This is a genomic window from Hyphomicrobium sulfonivorans (genome assembly GCF_013306565.1).
Taxonomy (GTDB): Bacteria; Pseudomonadota; Alphaproteobacteria; order Rhizobiales; family Hyphomicrobiaceae; genus Hyphomicrobium_A; species Hyphomicrobium_A sulfonivorans.
In genome coordinates, this window is record NZ_PZPO01000005.1 from 356,089 (window position 1) to 373,150 (window position 17,062).

General features: G+C 59.2%; 9 protein-coding genes and 1 riboswitch. Of the genes, 7 read left to right on the forward strand and 2 right to left on the reverse strand.

What is annotated here, in order from left to right:
- Nucleotides 1–246: 246 nt before the first annotated feature.
- Complete coding sequence (locus tag C6Y62_RS13115) at nucleotides 247–2,550, reverse strand: autotransporter family protein (RefSeq protein ID WP_173954282.1); 2,304 nt, start codon at nucleotides 2,548–2,550, stop codon at nucleotides 247–249.
- Between the two features lie 1,625 nt (nucleotides 2,551–4,175).
- Between C6Y62_RS13115 and C6Y62_RS13120 the strand changes: the two genes are divergently transcribed.
- Nucleotides 4,176–5,435, forward strand: coding sequence for an O-antigen ligase family protein (locus C6Y62_RS13120; protein WP_173954283.1), 1,260 nt, complete (start codon nucleotides 4,176–4,178; stop codon nucleotides 5,433–5,435).
- Between the two features lie 281 nt (nucleotides 5,436–5,716).
- Here C6Y62_RS13120 and C6Y62_RS13125 read toward each other — a convergent pair whose 3' ends face one another.
- Nucleotides 5,717–6,682: a CRISPR-associated endonuclease Cas3'' gene (locus C6Y62_RS13125; protein ID WP_173954284.1), complete on the reverse strand. Its 966-nt coding sequence runs from the start codon at nucleotides 6,680–6,682 to the stop codon at nucleotides 5,717–5,719.
- A 228-nt stretch (nucleotides 6,683–6,910) separates the two neighbouring features.
- Nucleotides 6,911–7,109, forward strand: a riboswitch (cobalamin riboswitch).
- Nucleotides 7,110–7,225: 116 nt separating this feature from the next.
- Here C6Y62_RS13125 and C6Y62_RS13130 point away from each other — a divergent pair.
- From C6Y62_RS13130 to C6Y62_RS13155, 6 genes are all read left to right on the forward strand, one after another.
- Nucleotides 7,226–9,517 (forward strand): TonB-dependent siderophore receptor, encoded by a 2,292-nt coding sequence (locus C6Y62_RS13130; RefSeq protein ID WP_173954285.1) that lies wholly within the window; start codon nucleotides 7,226–7,228, stop codon nucleotides 9,515–9,517.
- Nucleotides 9,518–9,602: 85 nt separating this feature from the next.
- Entirely contained in the window at nucleotides 9,603–10,379 is a 777-nt protein-coding gene (gene fhuF / locus C6Y62_RS13135; protein WP_173954286.1) for a siderophore-iron reductase FhuF, read from the forward strand.
- A complete protein-coding gene (locus C6Y62_RS16665) occupies nucleotides 10,376–12,007 on the forward strand; it encodes an SbmA/BacA-like family transporter (RefSeq protein ID WP_173954287.1) in 1,632 nt (543 codons plus the stop codon). The genes fhuF and C6Y62_RS16665 overlap by 4 nt, the downstream gene beginning before the upstream one ends.
- A gap of 407 nt (nucleotides 12,008–12,414) precedes the next feature.
- Entirely contained in the window at nucleotides 12,415–12,912 is a 498-nt protein-coding gene (locus C6Y62_RS13145) for an RNA polymerase sigma factor (RefSeq protein WP_173954288.1), read from the forward strand.
- A gap of 99 nt (nucleotides 12,913–13,011) precedes the next feature.
- Nucleotides 13,012–13,983 carry a FecR family protein gene (locus C6Y62_RS13150; RefSeq protein WP_173954289.1) on the forward strand — a complete coding sequence of 324 codons (972 nt, stop codon included), beginning with the start codon at nucleotides 13,012–13,014 and terminating at the stop codon, nucleotides 13,981–13,983.
- Between the two features lie 157 nt (nucleotides 13,984–14,140).
- Nucleotides 14,141–16,858, forward strand: a complete 2,718-nt coding sequence (locus C6Y62_RS13155; RefSeq protein ID WP_173954290.1) for a TonB-dependent receptor — start codon at nucleotides 14,141–14,143, stop codon at nucleotides 16,856–16,858.
- Nucleotides 16,859–17,062 lie beyond the last annotated feature (204 nt).

Sequence of the window (17,062 nt, forward strand, 5' to 3'; positions counted from 1 at the left end):
ACGTAGGTGGCGGCAATGATCAGCCCCCGGTCGGCGGCAAAGGCTTCGCTGACGGTTGCCCTCCGAGGGCGTGGTTCATGAACCGTTCAAGCTCAGCGTCGATCTGAGCTTCCTTGTGGTCCTGCACGGCTTGGTCGGTGTCGCGTGAAAACCAGTAGGGCCTACGGCGCGTTCTGAAGGGGCACCCGAGACAGTGAACTAGCGTCGCCCGTCAACGGCCCTTGCCGAGCGCCTTACACGCGACCGTCACCAAGCGACTTTGACGCCGAGTTTGCCGTCGTAGGCGTTGCCGTCGGCGTGTTCACCGATGCCGACAAGGTAGGACGCGTTGGCGTAGATCGCCGCGCCATCGCCAATGTCGGTTGAGAAGCCGGTGTTGATCTCGAGCGTGGTGCCGCCCATGTCGGCCGCAAACGGGATGAACCCGGTGGCAGACGAGAACTTTGTCTTCGGATCGCCGAGGAATTCGTACCAGAAGTTCGGACGCACCCAGGCGGTGAAGGTTGACGGTGCTCCGGTCAGCCAGGTCGGCGTACCGAAGTCCTGCGCGAAGCGAACGCCCACGCGTCCCACCAGTGAATTGACGTTATCGAAGTGCACCTGCGCGGCGACATCCGATCCGTTGTTGAGGTTGATGGTCTGATAGGCGAGCTGCGCCTGCGGTTCGATGCTGAAGCCGCCGGGGCCGGTGTAAACCGGATAGCCACCTTCGAGCGAGGCACCGAAGGCGCCGCCATCGGTTTTGAGCTTGTCGATGCGGTTCGACTTGGCGTCAATATCGTACCACGAGCCCAACAGCAGCGCGTCGACGTAAGCATTTTCTGGCGTGTAGTGGGTCCAGTAGGCGCCCCAGCTATAGGCCATGAAAGAATTCTCGCCAGCCTTGCCGTCGCCGATGTGCTGCACATCGCCCGAGCCGCGGCCGATGGCGAAGAACGCACCGGCGTGATTGCGTGACGTGCCGACATCGCCATCGCGATAAAGGTCGACACCGCCCTGGAAAGCCCAGAAGTCATAATCGTACTTGGGGCCGGCGCCGTAGATGCCGCCCTTACCACCATCGCGATCGCCGTGCTGACCGATCACACGCGCCCATGCTGCATTCGGTGCGCCTTCAGCGTATGAACTGACCGACGTACCCCGCCGCTCATGCAGCGTGTCGAGCATCAGACGGCCGTAGAGCAGCGTCATTGCCGGCACGGCGGCGTAGAGCGATGTCTCCGGCCGGTAGTTGGGAACATCAGGGCCGCAGATCGGCGCGGAAGGATCGAGTGCGCAGTCGAGAGTTGAGCGCAAGTACCAGGCATTGGGGTTGGTGGCATCAACGCTGCCGCGATAAAGCGAGTATTCATAAGGACCAGCAATGACCGGGGCGGCAAGTGAGAACAGTCCCGGCACCGTCGAGCCGCCGTTGATCGCATCGACGACAATAATTCCGTTGAGCTGCGTGAGATCACCTGCGCCGCCGACGTTATTGACGCTGAGCAGCGAGGTGCCGGTGGCCGCTCCAGTATCAATCACCAGCATATCGGATGGCGATCCATCAGCGCCCAGAACCGTGTTGATACCGAAAGTGCCACCCTGACCGATGTAGTTCACCGCCGTCAGTGTTTTGAACGGCCCCGCACTCGAACCCGGCGGCGTGAAGTGCACGAGACTGCCGGCACCGTTCGTTAGGCTAGTCACGTTGGAGTCAGCGGTGACAGTCCAGTCTGTCGCTTGCAGATAGAGATTGGAAGCGCCTCCCGCAGCCGTGATAGCAGATCCCGTAACGGCCGAGCCGACGGCGTTGAGGTTTAGTGTCGCTGTGCTATCAACGTTCAGCAATTCTTCTCCGCCGGTAACTGTCGAATCGATGACAGTAGCGAGCAGCATTCCATTTTGAACCCTAAAGCCCGCACCATCCACTGCACTCAACGTGCTGTTGTAGGTAGTCATGGCATTGCCGATGCCAGTAGCGCGTACGAGATCGGCATTTGTTCCGGAAGTCGTAAGCGTACTTTGAGAGACCATAACGGAACCGTCGATTTCCAACACTACTGCTGCTGCGTCAGCACCAGCGGTGCTAACCGTAATGCTGTTGCCAATGACGCTGCTGCCAAGGTCCGCGTACAAACCATAGCTGCTTGAGCCAGTAGTGTTGATATTTATGCCGTTAGTCAGTTCAATATAGGATAAGGTGCCTGCATAGGCGCCGTGTGCCGATTGACCGTTTGTGCTGACCGTGCCGCCATCCATAGTGATTTGGGCCGAGTCATAAGCATAAAGTCCGAAGCCGTTTTGGCCTTCCGTGCTGATCGCAGAACCGTTTTCAATCGTAATGGTGGACGTGAAACCGTCTGCAAACGCTCCATAGGACGCACTACCGGCAGTAGATACCGTGCCGCCATTGAGGACGATGCGCCCGGTGGTTTGAGAATTCAAACCATGGGAATTGGTGCCGGCTGTGGTGACAGCTACATTTTCCAATGTGATAAGTGCAGAAAATCCGCTTGCATAAGCGGCGGTGCTTCCAATGCCCGTAGCATTGACCGCGCCACCGTTGACCATAAGCAAGCCCCCGGACTCAGCAGACAAGGTGCGGGACGCCGCACTGATCTCAACGCCGTTCAGCGCGATGACACTAAAGCCGGTTGAATGCGCTCCGTACGCGCTGGCACCAGATGTGACAACTGTGCCGCCGTTAATTGTAATGTCGGCTGTGTTTGACGCGTGTAGCCCGTACGAGTTGCCGGAGATGTTTATCGCCACGCCGTGCAGTAGATTAATTTCAGCATTTGCATTTTCCGCACGGACGCCGGCGGAATTGGTTCCACTGGAAGTTATTGTGACAAACCCGCTGCTATCAATCACTCCTCCATTATAGGCCCAAAGCACGTTGGCGTTGTTTGTAATCGTGCTGTACGAGCCGTTGGCGGTTTCAGTCGTCCCATTTGCAATTAGCTGTTGAGCATGAGCTTTTGAAATACTTAGAGCGGCGGCTGTCCCGAAAGCGAGCATAGCGCAGCAATGCGCATGAGCAGAACGTCGCATCTCAAGTCCTCTTCGAGAATGATTTGAACTCAATGTATTAATGGCGCCAAATATCGCGCCTTGTTTCTAGGCGTCTCAAAATGCCGGGGCATAGGCCGATGACGAACCGAAAAAGACAACAACTGCCGTTGTAATCTAGGTGCCAGCAACGTTCTGCGCACATCTTATGTGCAGTTGATTCGGCAGTTCTGTCCTCAATAATGACGTGTGCTGATTATGGTCTGTTGAATTAGTCGTAAATCAAACACAGTGCCGAGAATGATGTTCAGCGTATGAATACCTGCAATGTATAATCGCCATTCGATAGCGCATCGGAAGTTCGCTAGGGCGGTTGCGATTTGGAAAGGCAGCAATCACATTGCTAACCTGCTCGACAGTTACTCTGCGCGGGCAACTTCACAGCCTCAACACCGGCCTGCTTAGCTGCGTTAGGGGCCGCACCGGGATGCCTTCTCTTCGGCGCGGTCAGATAGGACTGCCGACACCATCTCACCGAATGGCTGGTCGTCCGGGCCAAGCTCATCAGGCCGTTGCTGGTCGGCATCAAGATCGCCGCGCCACCGCAAGGGCCTCTTCCATGAGCTTGTCGGTGGCCTGTCCGCTACACCGATCCGCCTCTCGCTCGGCCTTCGCTGCTGGTTCCGGTTCGAGAATTCTATGAACCACCGGCAACCATCAAGGCCCGCTCATCGGTGGCTTGTCCGGCAGCATGGCGCTTGATCTGCAAGCTGCGAAGCCGTTCGTCTGACTACAAGCGTCGTAGTGCGAAACTACAGAGGCACGCGCTCCCTGTGCGGATCGCTGAACTTTCGTATCTGCGTCCGAACTCTCTAGTTCCGCCAAACACGTTATCTTAGTGTCCACGGAGCTAGGTGCCAGGCCAACGCCGCTTGTTTTGTGAGCGGGACGATGCTGCCGGTAGCCCGTCTATGAAGCGTCGGCACTTTCGAGTATTGAAGCGGCATATCGATCAGCGGCTCGCTGCCGGCTTGGTGGTATAGCGACCCGGATCCGCCGGGGTATGCTAGGAGGCTGGACTTTTTGCTGCGATCCAGGGGGGGCAGGGCCGTGTTTTCAAATGAAGTCGTTGACATGGGGGGCTGACGTCGCGCCGTCGGGGGATTGTGCTTGGCACGCTCCTAATGGTGGCGATGATCGGTGCGCTCATGAGTCCCCGAACGCTTGCGATTAGCTTTTGGTTGGTTGCGCTAGGATTTGCGGCGTCGGCGTTGCTCCGTCGACACGAACTCGACATGAGCCAGTTTCGGCCGGGTCCTGTGGTGTTGTTGCTTGCGGTTCTGGTTGGTTACATTTTTCTCGGCATGATGTGGGCCGACGTTCCGGCCGTGCCTCTGGAGAAGGGGGTGCTGGTCGGGGGCACAGTCGCCGCGCTCTGGATGATGACTGCTCTGATCCGACAGGAGACGCGCCCAAACATCATTCATATGGCGGAAGGTGTGTTTTTTGGCCTTTTGATCGGCGCACTGTTTCTTCTGGTGGAGCAACTCACCGGTCGGATCATCAAGGTGACCGCGCTGAATATGCTGGGTTTTCAGCCAGGGGATCTGACGCCGGTCCACTATTACGTCTGGAAGGATGGCATTCTGGACAGCATCATGGCGGATGACATGACACGCAATATGACTGGCGTGGGCGTTTATCTCTGGCCGCCGGTCGCGGCGATCATGGCCGTCTGGCGCCGCCCCAACAACGTGGTGTTCGCCCTCGTTCTGTTCGCCGTTGCTGCCGTGACGTTACTGCTTTCGAACCATGCATCGTCGCAGATCGCACTTGTTGCGGGAATTGGCGTATTTGCGCTTGCCAGCAAGTCGGTGCGCTGGGCACGCCGCTGCGTGATGACGGGGTGGCTAATCGCATGCTTTGCAGTGATTCCGCTGGCGTTTGCCGCCTACAAGGCCAACCTGCAACAGGTCGATGCGCTCGGATCATCCATTCAGTCGCGGCTGATAATCTGGAAGTTCACTGCAGAAAAGACGCTGGAGAATCCCTGGCTCGGCGTCGGCGCAAACATGACGCGTATCCTCGGGCCCGAGCTGGAAAAGAATGCAGTAACTGTCGGCAATGACCGCTGGCCGCACTCTCTGTCGCTCCATGCTCACAACCTTTATCTGCAAACGTGGTTTGAGCTCGGTGCCGTGGGCGCCGTGCTTCTCGCTGCGATCGGGCTTGCGATTCTAGGCGCGATAGCCAACCTCGATCTACGAGCTCAGCGATACGCTTTGGCCGCGTTCAGTTCCTCGGCTGCGGTCGTCGCCTCAAGCTACGGTATGTGGCAGGTGTGGCTCATCGGTACATTGGCAATCGCCGCCTTAGCAATGTGCATTGGCGTGCGAGCGCTGGAAACGTCTTCGCCAGCACACGCAGAAGTCAACAGAGCTTGACCTGAAAACCGTGCACCGCTATCGCGACGTCGGCATCGGTCTGCTTTGATGGCGTCGCGCTCAAGGCGCTGCTTTTCAGCTGAGCCGTACTAGCGGTATCCAGCTCAACAAATTGAGCTAATCTTTGACTGCACGGATATAAGTGCAGGCACCCCATTGTTTGCCTAGAAACCGTTCGATCGGAGCCGGAATATACTTTCCGATCCGCGAAATGTTAGGCCGCATGAAGTAATAGTTGTTGAGCTCTGTCATGCGGAAACCAACAGATTGGGCCATGTTTTTTAATTCAGAGTTCGTGAAAAATTCTGTGATTGGTGCATCGTCATCGTAAGAGCGTCCCGCGCAGCAACAATGAGAGCGGCCTCCGTTTTGCCTGCTCCGGTTACGTCCTCGATCAGCATCAAGGTAGGGCCGGAAGGAAGCACACATGTGCACGCTGCTTCCTGCAGAGGGCTCAAAGGGTGGTCGCCGAGCTGTGGCAGCAGGTGTTTTGGGTCGACGTTCGCAAGGCTGGTGGCTGGGAGGATGCCCGCTTCTTCAACTGCTTGGCGTGCGCAACTCTGCGCATGCCGCCAATAGTCAGCAAGGTTCAGTGTTGGCCGTTCATATTCAAACCAGTGTTGGCTTGATCCGATCCAGTCGCTGACATTCGTTAGGCCGGCGAGGTACCACGACATCAGCTTCGCGTTTTCGCCGAAACTCAGCGGCGGCGATAACGGCGGAAAAAGCGATGCCGTCGCTTCGACGAAGGCACGCACATCAGATATTTCTTTACTGCCGAAGCCGTTCAACCAATGGTTCGGGGAGCCGGCTGGGGGCTCGCCATGGTGTCCGGCAACTGCCGCCAACACAATGTCGCCGTCCAAGTCCACGTCAAAAAACCGGGCCAGAAGCGGTGCCAGATCGAACTCTGAGTCCAGCATCAGCGCGTACCCAACATCGTCGTGCGCTGTATGAGGCGCGTTAGGCAGGCTACCCAGCGGGCCGAGATCGGATTTGGCCTGGAAGTACCGCGAGAACTTTCCGATGTCGTGCAGCGCGATCAAAAATACAAACAGGCGATGGAGCGCTTCTGTCTGGACGCCGAGACGATATGCAAGCTGCTCAAGACGACGCAGATCTTTGGCGAGCAGCGCGTCAGCGACGGCCGCCACGTCGAGTGCGTGGTAAGCAAGCGGATGCCAGGTCGGCGTTTCAGGGTTCTTCGGCTGCGCCTTGCCCCAGTAGCGGCAAACAAAATCGTCCATTGAAAATCCGTGGCTTTAAAAATGGATCGGCTGACGTTTATGCGGGCAGCCTAAAAGCCTCGATGTGCGAATGCCAGCGCGGGTTGCGAATCGGTGGCAATGCCGAGTTGTGCTGCATAAGGTTGAAGTTGTTAGGACATGCAACTTAGGTTGCGACAGGCGCGTTGCCTGTAAGTCACATCGATAGCGCATAGAGGCCGACGGCGATTGACTCTTGCTTCAATGTGTTGCGAATCATCAGGTGTCGGTTCCCAAGAGGACTAATAGGGAATGTGGTGAGGGCATGCCGCCCGATGCCACAACTGCCCCCGCAACTGTAAGCGACGAGGCGTGGTCCTAAGTGCCACTGGAGGTACTACCTCCGGGAAGGCGGGCCGCATACCTATGACTCGCGAGTCAGTAGACCTGCCGACAGCCGTGGTCACGCGCGAGCACGCATCGGACGGGGTGTTCTGATCGTTGTCAAAACCGGAAAGGCCGCGTGTCTTCCCGGTTGGGCTTCGTTCGCGGTGACGTGCCGCCTTTTGTATCGCGTAGGTTGGAATGTCATCGAAGTCGGAGCGGGCGCGCATTGCGTGTCTGGCGCGCCGTAGCGCGTCTCTCGTAGCAATTACGTCCTGTTTGCAGTTTGTCGTAGTAACGACTGCGAGTTCCCAAAGCGCTGCTGAAGCGGATCTGCCGCCGCTGGTCGTGCAGCCGGCCGCGCCCAAAAAGGCCGTTCCGAAAAAGAAACCTCAGGCTCAAGCAGCGCAACCTACGATTAGCCCTGCGCCAGTGCCTCTCGCGCGCAAAACAGAAGACCAGCGCGCGCCGCAGGATCGCAATGATCCCGGCACCCAGGGCTTCGTCGCGACCCAATCCAGTGTCGCCACCAAAACGCCCGGCACCGTGCTGACAACGCCGCGCTCCATCTCGACCGTGACCAAGGCCGAGATCGAGGAACGGAATGCCGAAACCGTCTATCAAGCGCTGCAGTTTTCATCGGGGGTGAACGCATATCCGTTTTCCGGTGGCTTCATCACGCGTGAGCAGGCGCAGGTGCGCGGCTTCCTCGCCTATCAATATCTCGACGGCCTCAAGCAGCACGACAGCAACTGGGGCATCGAGCCCTACGGACTGGAGCGCGTTGACGTGCTGAAGGGACCGGCCTCGATGCTGTACGGGCAGGGCAGCCCCGGCGGCCTCGTTGCCATGACGAGCAAGCGCCCGACCGATGAGCCTTTTACCGAGGTGGTGCTGAAGGCTGGCACGCATGACAAGCTGCAGGCTGGCTTCGATTTCGGCGGTCCGATCGGCGGCAATGGCGCGCTGAGCTATCGACTGACCGGCATGGGCCGCGTGGCCGATGGTCTGGTCGACTTCACCGACAACGATCGCTTCTTCATCGCGCCGGCCATTACGTTCCGCCCCAGCAACGACACCAGCTTCACGCTGATGGCTTCGTATCAGTACGATCCGAACATGACTATCCAGCAGCCGCTGCCTTTTGCCGGTACCGTCGTTCCCGGTCCGAACGGGCAGTATATTTCGCGCGATCTGTTCCTGGGCGAACCGGGCTATCACGACACCGACAAGCGCACGCTGAAGATTGGCTATGAGTTCCGCCACCGCTTCAACGAGACGTGGTCGATCGAGCAGAATGCCGCCTACCGGCACATCGACATCACGCTGCAGGAAATGCAGGGCAGCGGCGTTGTTGCCGGCACGACGGCTGCGCGCAACATGTTCATGGCCGAGTACACGATCGAGACCTATCAGGTCGATACGCGCATGCGTGCCGAGTTTGACACCGGTTTCATAAAGCACAATCTGGCGTTCGGTATCGACTATGCGAATATCCCGAACTACCAGGGCGTAGCGCTGAACCGCACCAACTATTTCCTCGATCTTTATAACCCGGTTTACGGCCAGCCGATGGGCGCCAACCCGTTCATCCAGAAGCGCTACCAGGACTTTGAGCAGGCCGGCGCGTACATCATCGACACCATCACGGCGGGTAATCTTACGGTCGTTGCCGGGCTGCGGCACGACCGTGCAAAATCTGCCCAGCAAACGCAGGCCTATAGTGCTGCGCTGGGTGGCTTCACCAATCCGCCCTACGTTCCCAAGGACGACAGCGCCAACACGGTGCAGCTTGGAGCCAGCTACGAATTGCCGGGCGGGTTCGCACCGTACGTCAGCTATTCGGAATCATTCTTCCCGACACCGGGTAACAACCTGTTCGGCGTGCCGTTCGAGCCAACAACGGGCGAACAGTATGAGGCGGGCATCAAGTATCAGCCGATCGGCATCAATGCGCTGTTCACCGCTGCTGTCTTCGATCTGTCGCAGCAGAACGTGCTGACAGCCGATCCGACGACACCGGGCAACCGCATCCAGATCGGCGAAGTGAACTCGAAAGGCTTCGAGCTGGAAGGGCGCGGATCTTTGGGTAATGGCTGGAGCTTCGCGGCGAATTACACCTACCTCGACGCGAAAACTGCTGACACGAAGAAAACGCCTGTCTATCTCGCCAAGCATCAGGCGGCACTCTGGGCGTCCTATGCCTTCGATGAAGGCGCATTGCGCGGCGTTATGCTGGGCGGTGGCGTACGTTATCTCGGCGAAACCAATGGCAACGCGGCCAATACGTTCAAGGTGCCGTCGTTTACGCTGTACGACGCCGCAGTGCATTATGACCTTGGCGTACTGTCCAACGCGTTCGACAACTGGCGCCTCAGCCTCAATGCGAAAAACCTGACCGACGAGCGTTACGTCACCAACTGCGAGTCGCTCACGTCGTGTTATTATGGCGTAGGCCGCGCCGTTGATGTGACGCTGCGCATGCGCTACTGACCGGCGTCATCACCGAAATACGATAAAGCGCGGGCAGCCGAACCGGCTGCCCGTCTGGCTTCGAAACGTTGGAAGCACAGGCGGCATGACGAAAGCGCTTGATGATCTGGCTGCTGACCTCAGCAACGCATTCACCGGCGATCTGGCACACCTGCGCGACAGGCTTGTGTTCGGCCACCGGGAGGACAGTCTGTCGTTGGCGGATATCCTGACGGCGGAGCAGCAAGCGGCCATCGTTGACGCGTTCTGCCGCGAGCACGGCCCGACGCCGGTTGTTGCGGTGATGTCGATCTGGTCGAAGTGGTATTTCGGCATGGTGCTGCCGCCTTATATCAGCGCCAACATCGTATTGGGCCGCATGCCGGCTTGCGGTGTCGATGACATCCGCCTCATCCTGCAACCGGATTGCAAGATCAGCGCTGCGGTCGTAACGGGCGTCACACCCGTGCAGGCGCTGCCTTTGCCGGGGTGTGCGTTGGAGCCGCTGGTCGACAGGTTGGTGGCGCCGTTCATCGAGCGCTACCACCAGCAAACCGGCGTGACGCGTCGCGTGCTGTGGAGCAACGCCGGGACGCTGATTGAAGGCGTTGTTCGCCATCTTGAGAAGATTGGCTGCAGCGCGGATCTGATCGCGGCCTGCGATGCCTATCTCGGGCGTACGCATCTGGCCGATGGCACGCGCAACCCGCTGCACCTGCCGGTCGTCTATCTCGACATGCCTGGCGAGTCCGGACGTAGACGCCGGCTTTGCTGCCTGCGCTACATGCTCCCCGATGAAAAGCTGTGCTGCGCCTGTCCGCGCGACGGCACCGCAGCCAAAATAAAAGCCTATATGCGCGCATTGGAAGGCGCTGCACTGTGAAAATATTTCTTCGGTCGGTCTGGGGCTATACCAAGCCGTATTTCCTGTCGCGCGCCGGATGGCTGCCGTCGCTGCTGCTTGCGGTCGCTATTGCCTTTCAGCTGATCGTCGTCGCCGCCGAGGTCGCGCGCAACCAGTGGCGCAACGACTTTTTCGAATCCCTGCAGAAGCGCGACTGGGACGAGTTCGTACACCAGTTCTGGGTGTATCTCGTCATCGCAGCTGTGCTGATCGTCGGCACCGTTTATCAGACCTATTTCATCAAAAGCCTGTCGGTGCGCTGGCGCCGCTGGCTTACCGAGCATTTCGTCAATCGCTGGCTTGATGACGCCAGCCACTACCGCATGAAGCTGCTGCCGGTGCGGGGCGACAACCCCGATCAGCGCATCGCGGACGATACGCGCAAGTTCGCCGAGAACGCCCTGTCGCTGTGCGTTGGTCTGCTCGGCGCCGTGGTCACGTTGGCGTCGTTCATAACGGTGCTGTGGCTGATTTCGCCGCCGGTCAGCGTGTCGTTCATGGGCGAACAGCGTGTGGTCCCGGGCCTGCTCGTCTGGTGTGCGCTGATATATTCCGCCATCGGCACCTGGGTGGCGCATCTGATCGGACGTTACCTCATTCCGCTCAACTATCAGCACGACCGTCTGGAGGGCGATTTCCGCTTCGACCTTGTGCGCGTCCGCGACAACGGCGAACAGATCGCAACGCTCCAGGGCGAACAGGTCGAGAAAGACATTCTCGCCGGCCGGTTCGCGCGCGTCGTCGACAACTGGTTTGCCTTGATCCGGCGCGAAAAGCTGCTCGGCTTCTTCTCGGAAGGTTTCAAGCACGCCTCGCTGTATTTTCCTTACCTGGTGTTGGCGCCGTTGTATTTCGCCGAAACGCTGCAGTTCGGCCAGCTCATGCAGGCCGGTTCTGCATTTGCCACCGTTCGTGCCTCGCTCTCATACTTTGTAACGGCCTATCAGCAGCTCGCTGAATGGGTCGCCGTTACGCAGCGCCTCGATGGCCTCGACGCCGACCTCAGTGCCGCGCAGAAGCTGGGTACAATGCCTTCATGCGAAAGCGAACCGGCTGCGGATATGCCAGGGCTACGGGCTGAAAATCTCGTCGCTTGGAACGTCGATCGCGACCGGAAGCTGGGCACGCTACCATCATTACATTTGGTCCCCGGGGAGACGCACACGCTGCGCAGCCGTTCCGGCAGCGGCAAGACCAGCATTGTGCGAGCGCTTGCCAGCCTGTGGCCGTTCACGAGCGGCAGGCTGGAGAGCAGTGGTCGGAAACTGGTGCTGCCGCAGAACGGCTATATGCCGCCCGGCACTCTCAAGCGCGCGCTGGTGTATCCGCTGGGTGAGCACGATGTGGACGACACCACGGCAACCGATGCGCTGGCAGCGGTCGGTCTTTCGTCGCTCGCCGGCCACCTACAGGACGAGAGCGTCGTGGCGCGACTGTCCGGCGGTGAACGTCAGCGTATCGCGTTCGCCCGCGCGCTGATCTACAGGCCGGATGTGCTGGTTATGGACGAGCCGACGTCGTGGCTGGATCAGAAGGCACACGATGAACTTTTCCGCATTCTAAAGCTTCGGCTGCCGCGCGCGATCGTGCTGTCGACATCAACCTGACCGGGTGCCGTTCTAATTGCCCGCCCTAGCGTTGGCAGCACGCGAGAACGCTCGCGTGTATCAGCCCTGCGGCCCCCGCGTGTGAAGTGGTCCGGGCTAAAAGCGTGGCGGGTGCGCAACGGATCGGAACTATCGAAGGGGCGCGCAACTTGCTGGCGGTGCAGGTGAAATGCCGCAGCGGCTCGGCAAGCCCATGAAAACACTGTCAAAACAATACTGAAGAAGTATTGTTATCGCGCAGCGCTTAGACGCCCTCTAAATAATTCATATTGCGTGCAAAAACGGCCTGCGCTTGAACCGGATGAGGGCTGAGATGCCCCTCTGCGGATGCAGTCGACCCATGTTGTTGTGCGGCCGGCATGATGGCTTTGCAACTCGATAGGCGGGTATGGCGAGGGTGAGTTCCGATGGCTAATCCGATCGATGTCGCTGCGCTCTACGAAGCGGAGAGCGGTCGGCTGCGGCGCAAGCTGGCACGCATGATCGGAGATCGCTCGACAGCAGCCGATCTGGTCCACGACGTGTTTCTGCGGCTATGGAAGCGCGATACCGACATTCAGGGATGCGGCGCGGCCTATCTGACGCGCAGCGCCCACAACGCTGCCATTGATTACATCCGCGCCGAAAAGATCCGTGCGTCCTACGCGGCCGAGACCCTGCCGGAGCAGCGAGCGATTGGTTTCCCTGCGCCGTCAGCGGCGTTGGAAGCGCGCGATGATTTGCGTCAGATCGATGTTGCCATTCGCCAGCTTCCCGAGCGCACGCGCCACGTGTTTCTGCTCAATCGCGTGCATGGCCACACCTACGTGGAGATTGCCGCGGCTCTGAATATCGCGGTCGGCAGCGTTGAACGTCATATGAGCCGGGCGCTCAATGAGATCCGCGCTTCTATTGAAGTTCGATGATCGAGCGTGCTGGTTTGCGTGGCATCGGTGCATGAAGCGGTATAGGCAGAAGTCTGTGATCGCGTTTGCCATCCACATTGCTCGGTTAGCCTGAACGCCATGGACCAGAAACCCCAGCATCGCCCCGGCCCGGATGAAGTGGCGATGACGTTTCTTGCGCGTGTTCGCGCCACGTCATCCAATGCGGAGCGCGCTGAGCTGGAAGCATGGCTGGCCGCCAGCCCTTCGCATCGGGCCGCGTGGGCGCGGGCGGTGAGCATGTGGGAAGCGACACAAGCTGCAGGCCAGCGGGTTGCCGACGAGGAGGCCGCGGCGCTGGCGCCGTATCTGAAGAAGATCAACAGATCGCGTGCCGCCAAGAAGCGCCGCAATGGCACTGCAGCCGTTGCTTTTGTAATTGCGGTGGGTGCAGCAGGATTGTGGCTGGAGCAGCCGAGCCTGCTGCAGAATTTCACCGCTGATTACACGTCAAATCGTGGCGAGCGCCGGCTGGTGACGCTGCCGGATTCTTCGACGGTGCTGCTTGATTCCGACAGTGCAATCGATGTCGACTATTCAGACAGATCGCGCCGGATACGCCTGCTGCGCGGCAACGCTTTCTTTGCGGTCACTGCGAATGGCCTGCCATTCACGGTTGCGGCTTCCGATGGCGAAGTGCGCGTGCTGGGTACGCAGTTCGGCGTCAAGCTATCCGGTGATGGTGCGATCGTAACGCTGGAGCAGGGTGCGGTCGAAGTTGATGTGAATGCCAGATCTGCAAGGCTGGCGCCCGGCGAGCAGGTGCGGTTTGCCCGTGCGACCCTGGGCGCGGTCGGGCCGAGCGACCTTGATGCGGATCTCGGTTGGCGTGACGGACGGCTGCTGTTCTACGATAAGCCATTGTCCGAAGTGATCGCGGAGATCGCGCGCTATCGTCCTGGTCGCATCGTCGTCGCCAATCCGGCGCTGGGCGATCGCATTGTGTCGGGCAGTGTACCGCTGGACGACCCCGACGCGGCATTGCGCTCGCTGCAATCGTCGGTCGGGTTCTCGATGCGTTCAATCGCGGGCCGTCTGGTGCTCGTGTACTAGTTCGCCCCTCTATCGATGCCCACGCGCAAAAACTTCGTCGCAGAAAAAAATGCTGCGAGGGTGGGGGTGTCGGCCTGCTCGTCCGTGAATCCCATTAGAGGCCTGCTGCTGACGCGGTGTGCGGCCGCTGATTGGTGTGCGTTTGGGGTTTGCGTATATGTATGCGTTTACGAGTGCGCGGTTTGCCGCGCTGTTGCTGGTCGGTTGCGCTGCTGTCATGGAGGCGGGCGTTGGCCATGGGGCCGCTGCCCAACAGGCGAACAGCACAAGCGTCTATACGTTCAATTTGCCGGCGCAGAAAATCGCGCAGGGCGTAAACGCCATTGGCCGCGCTGCGGGCCTTTCTGTGGTCATCAACGGCAAAGTCGATGCGGCGCTTCAGGGGCAGGCGGTCAGCGGATCGATGACGGCGGCGCAGGCATTCGCGACGTTTCTGGGTGGAACGGGCCTGACGTACAGCTTCACCAACGGCAACACGGTGACGGTCTCGGGCGCCAGCGCCGACAGCGGCGGCGCTACGGTAGATGGCGCGATAGCTCTTGATACGATTGATGTATCGGGCGGTGCTGCGAGCGCGGGTTTCCAGGGCACGCCGGACTGGGTTTATGAAGCGCCGGCATCGGTTAGTGTTATCTCCCGCGAGGCCATCAAGACGGTGCCGACGCGTGACACGCGTGATCTGCTGTCAAATGCTGCGGGCGTCTATTCCGGTGAGGGCAACGGCAGCTTTCCAACTGTGTCGCCCAACATTCGCGGCCTGCAGGATTCCGGTCGTGTTGTCGTTTCGGTGGATGGCGCGCGCCAGAATGCACAGCGCGGCATGGGCTTCGGCACCGGTATGGGGAGTTATGGCTCCAACTCGGGGCAGGCCTTTGTCGACAGTGCTTTCATACGCGAAGTCGACATCGCAAAAACGACGGATGCGAAAGCTGGCAGTGCCGGATCGCTCGGCGGCAGGGTTGATTTTCGCACGGTGGGCGCCGACGATCTGATTGCGCCCGGCGCTAAAACCGGCGTTGAACTCAACGTTCTGCGCGGCACCAACGAATATGATTTCCAGGGCTCGGCGCTGGCGGCATTTCGGCTGACCGATACGCTGTCGTTGACTGCGGGCTTCAGCAAACTGAAGCTCGGTGAATATCAGCCGGGCAAGAACGGTGACGCGCGTTCGTTCAATGACGCGCTGGGCCGCGAGACGTGGTCGTCATTCCAGAAGCTGGAGTTTGATAATCGCGAAGGGCTGACGGCTTCGTTGTCGTGGATGCATCAGGACATAAAATTCGCCTACGCGATGGAAGGCATAGGCGGAAACATCGAGCACGTGCGCAACGACACGGTGGTGGGCAAGATCAACTGGAATCCGGAAACGGAGATGATCGATCTGAAGACCAACCTCTGGTTCAACAATTCGCGTAACGACGAGCTGCGCGAATCCCGCCGCTCATCTCCGACATCCAACCAGCCGCCGGATACTTACCTCGATCTCGATACGCAGAGCTTCGGCGGCACACTGGAAAACACCAGCCGTCTTGAGACGGCAGCAGGTCTGCTCACGCTCAACTACGGTGCCGAGGCGTTTCGCGATAAGGCGAGCTCTTCTGCGAACAGCGAGACCATTGCACTCAATCCACTTTGGGAGACGAGTTACACCGCGTTCAACCCGCCGGGCCAGCGCGATGTCGCCAGCACGTTCATCAATGGCGAGCTCAAGCCTGCTGATTGGCTGACGGTTTCTGGCGGTCTGCGCTATGACTGGTCGAGGCTGAGGGGCACTCCGACCTACTATGAAAATCACTCCTACAAAGAGGCCATAATTGTGCCGTGTGATGAATTGAGCAATCACTATACTGCCGAGGAATATTGGCCGATTTTTCTCGCCGGTAACCCAACTTGGAGTTCCCGTTACGCGCTCTACCTGAGTCGCTGGTCAACTTCCTTTGGCAAGGGTTGCATGCCAGGAACCGGGATGACGACCTATAACGATGTCGTAAGCTTTCCTGGCCATCAACTGGACATCGACCGCACCGACTCTGCGTGGCTTCCGTCGGCCACGATCGAGCTGAAGCCGGTTGACTGGTTCCGCCCGTTCGCAAGCTACAGCCAGAGCTATCGCCCGCCGACAACGCTTGAAGCATTTTTCGCAGGTGGAACGCCCGGCGATGGCGTCGGAACGGCCTATGCGCCGAACGCGGACTTACAGGGTGAAAGGGGCGAAACCTATGAGGTTGGCGCCAACATCATCAGGGACGGTCTGTTCCGCGACAACGATAGCCTGCGCATGAAGATGGCGGCGTTCCATCGCGACATTGAAGACTACATCGTCATGGGCAGCTTGGTGACGGATGCAACGCCGACGCGTCTCGCGCCTTACTCGAGCTTCGTCAACATGGATGGCACCACGACCATGCGCGGCATTGAGGTGGAAGCCAACTACGATATGCGCGTCGCCTATATCGGTGCGGCGGCGACCTGGCTTGATACAAAGTGGCCCGGTAAAACCGATATCTTTTCGAATGGCATACTCACGACCAATGGCGATGTGGTCGCCGTCGCAGGCAACATTCCGCCGGACTTCAAGCTGACGGTTGACGGCGGTATCCGTCTGATGGACGAGCGGCTGACAATCGGAGCACGTTACACGCACACGTCGCCCACAAAAACGCGGCAAGTGACAACGATCGGCGCCAACATGACTGTTGTTGAATCAACCGACCCGTATTCGGTGTTCGATCTCTACAGTGTCTATCAGGCCAACGAGAACATCACGCTGCGCCTGTCGGTCAATAACGTCACCGATCAACGCTACGTGCCGGCGGGCGGCTTGTTTCTTGCGCCGGGGCGCACCGCAACGATGGGTCTGACGGCAAAGTTCTAATGCGCACATCTTGGCCGGGTTATAAGCACACCGTTCGTCGTTGACGATTGTGCGGATCGCCCGTCCGCACTCCAGAGAGTGGGCGCGCGCAAATAAGCGCCGATAGAAAATCCACGTTTGTCGGCCGCTAAGATAGCGCGCTACGCAGCGCTGTCCCGGGGGAACTGATTTGAAACATCCATGTGCAAAGTAACAAAGGAGAAC